The sequence below is a fragment of the Paraconexibacter sp. genome, from assembly GCF_041602235.1.
GTDB lineage: Bacteria > Actinomycetota > Thermoleophilia > Solirubrobacterales > Solirubrobacteraceae > Paraconexibacter.
Genome location: NZ_JBFIGP010000390.1, coordinates 1 through 2,818, shown reverse-complemented (window position 1 = coordinate 2,818; position 2,818 = coordinate 1). Strand labels below are relative to the sequence as shown.

At 69.5% G+C, this 2,818-nt stretch carries 3 protein-coding genes; 2 read left to right on the top strand and 1 reads right to left on the bottom strand.

Annotation, left to right across the window (positions count from 1 at the left end; translation table 11 throughout):
- Positions 1-177: 177 nt before the first annotated feature.
- Positions 178-1,407 (bottom strand): cytochrome P450, encoded by a 1,230-nt coding sequence (locus tag ABYE80_RS19395; RefSeq protein ID WP_372791952.1) that lies wholly within the window; start codon positions 1,405-1,407, stop codon positions 178-180.
- Positions 1,408-1,498: 91 nt separating this feature from the next.
- Between ABYE80_RS19395 and ABYE80_RS19390 the strand changes: the two genes are divergently transcribed.
- The gene (locus tag ABYE80_RS19390) at positions 1,499-2,365 is read left to right on the top strand and encodes an SDR family oxidoreductase (RefSeq protein WP_372791951.1); all 867 of its coding nucleotides are present in this window, start codon (positions 1,499-1,501) and stop codon (positions 2,363-2,365) included.
- 153 nt (positions 2,366-2,518) lie between these two features.
- Positions 2,519-2,818 (top strand): aldehyde dehydrogenase family protein (locus ABYE80_RS19385; RefSeq protein WP_372791950.1); only part of this gene is annotated, 300 nt, incomplete at its 3' end.

Sequence of the window (2,818 nt, the reverse complement as noted above, 5' to 3'; positions counted from 1 at the left end):
TACAGCGCCCCCGAGAACATCTTCATCCACGGCGGGGTCGGCGCGACGTGGGAGCACGACTGCTCCCTGTACTACCGGCGCGCAGAGCTGTCACGGCGGCTCGCAGGGGGCGCCGACGCGGCTGCGGAGGCGGTCGCCGAGTCGCTGCTCGCGGCCGCCTGACCGGCTGCCCGGAGGCTACGCCTCCGGCGTGAAGGTGACCGGCATCTTCACCAGGCCGTTGGCCCAGTGCGACGGGAGTCGCTCGATCTCGCCGGAGAGCTCGAGGTTCCGCAGCCGTCGCGTGATCTCCTCCAGTGCGATCCGCAGCTCCGCACGGGCGAGGCCGGCTCCGAGACAGAAGTGGCGACCGCCACCGCCGAACGCCTTGTGATCGGGCTTCGCGCGGTGGATGTCGAAGGTCTGCGGATCGTCGAAGACCTCCTCGTCGCGTGAGGCGCTCGTGTACCACATGACGACACGATCGCCCTCCTTGATCCGCTGGCCGCCGAGCTCGGTGTCGGTCGTGGCGGTGCGGTTGAACCACTGCACGACGCTCGTGTAGCGCAGGATCTCCTCGACCGCGCCGGGGATCAGGGACGGATCGGCGACGAGCTCCTGGAGCTGGTCCGGGTGCTGGAGGAGCGTATGCATGCCCGTTGCCAGGGTGTTGCGGGTGGTGTCGTTACCGGCGAAGGCGAGCAGCCCGAAGAAGACCAGGATCTCGGGGTCGGTGAGCTTCTCCCCCTCCACCTCGGCGGCACGGAGCTTCATCACCAGCGAGTCCTCGATGCCCTCGGAGACCTGTCGCTCGATCTGGCCGTGCAGGTAGCCGGCCATCTGCACGAAGACCTCCGCCGCGGCGTTGGGCTCGGGGGCCCGCTGTGCCGCCTCGATCTCCTCGGTCCAGTGGAAGAACTGGGCGATGTCCTCCTCGGGAACGCCCATCAGCTCGGTGAGCACGCCGAGCGGGATCGGAATCGCGATGTCGTTCACGAAATCCGCCGATCCGTCCGTGGCGATCCTGTCGAGCGTCGTGGTGACCCGCGCCCGGATGTCGTCCTCCAGCGCCGCGACCGTGTGCGGGGTGAACGCCTTCTGCAGGATCATCCGGTACTTCGTGTGCTGCGGCGGGTCCATGTACAGCAGCAGGTTGCGCGTCAGGTCGAGCCCGACCACCTGGTCCGGGTGGAGGAAGATGCCGGCCCTGTAGGACGAGTAGGTCGCCGTGTCGCGGCTGATCGCCGACACGTCCGCGTGCCGGGTCACCGACCAGCATCCCGTCCCGTCCGCCAAGGGGTTCCAGCGGACCGGCGCCTCGGCACGCATCCGCGCGAACAGGTCGTGCGGCGGGCCGTCCCTGTGCCACTGCATGTCGAACAGATCGATCTGGGCGAGGTCGACATCGGTCGGGGTGGAGGTGCTCATCGAGGGATCCTCGCGGTCGAGACGGAACGTGGTCAACTACGGCAGACATATTGACCGTACACGATGTCTGAGAATCTGTCATGCTGGCGCCATGTCGAGCGCAGATCTCGTGGGTCGGGTCGTCCTCGTCACGGGGGCGGCTCGCGGCATCGGTCACGCCACGGCCGCCGCCCTGCACGCCGCGGGCGCCCGGGTCGCGATCGGCGATCTCGACGAGTCCGCGACCGTCGGCGCCGCGGCCCAGATCGCGCCCGACGTCCTCGGTGTCCGACTCGACGTCAGCGATCCCGCTGCCTTCTCGGCCGCGATCGAGAGCACCGAGGATCGACTCGGGCCTCTCGACGTCCTCGTCAACAACGCGGGCATCATGCCGCTCGGCCCGTTCGTCGATGAGTCCGAAGCAGTGGCCCGCAAGGTGATGGAGGTCAACGTGCTCGGTCCGATGACCGGGATGCGCCTCGCGCTGCAGCGGATGGTGCCTCGGGGCGCCGGCCACGTGGTGAACGTCGCTTCGGTGGCTGGGAAGGCCCCGGCGCCGGGCGCCGTCTCGTACTGCGCCAGCAAGGCCGCGGTGGTCATGATGACGGAGACGGCACGGGTCGAGTACCGCGACAGCGGGGTCGAGTTCACGTGCGTGATGCCCTCCTTCACCCAGACGGAGTTGATCGCCGGCACGCAGGGAACGCGCTTCATCCAGACCGTGACCCCCGACGACGTCGCCTCCGCGATCGTCTCCGCGATCGCCGTCCCGCGAGCAGACGTCTACGTCCCGCGGATCGTGGGCGGCGCGGTCCGTGCCAATCAGCTCCTCGGCCGCCGCTTCCGCGACACGAGCGCGCGCATGATCAAGGCCGACCGCACGTTCCTGGAGGTCGACGCCGGGGCACGCGAGGTCTACGACCGGCGACTCGCCGCGGCCGTCCGCGAGGAGCTTCCGCCCGGCCCGCCGGAGAACTGATGCGTCAGCTGAGCGCGTTCGCCGCGCAGCGAGCTCGTCCCGGACCTGTGGATCTCGTCGCCGATGTCCGCGAGGAGCTCGCCTCGATGCACGCGGCCATCGCCTGATCCCACCCGCAGCACGCCCAGCCCGCCGTCAACCAAGGAGCACCCCGTGCCCGACGTCACCGATGATCAGACCGCAACCCGCACGATCGACGTGGAGGACCCGGCTCGCGGCACGACGATCGCCAAGGTGCCGGTGCTCGACGGCAGGGCGGTTCAGGAGCTGGCGACCCGCGGGCGCATGGCCCAGGTCGGATGGTCCGCGGCCGGCTTCGACGCGCGTGCCGAGGTCCTGCACCGCTCGCGTCGCTGGCTGATGACCAACGCGGATCGGATGATCCGCACGATCTGCGAGGAGACGGGCAAGACCCACGAGGACGCCACGCTCGAGGTCAGCATCGCCGCGCAG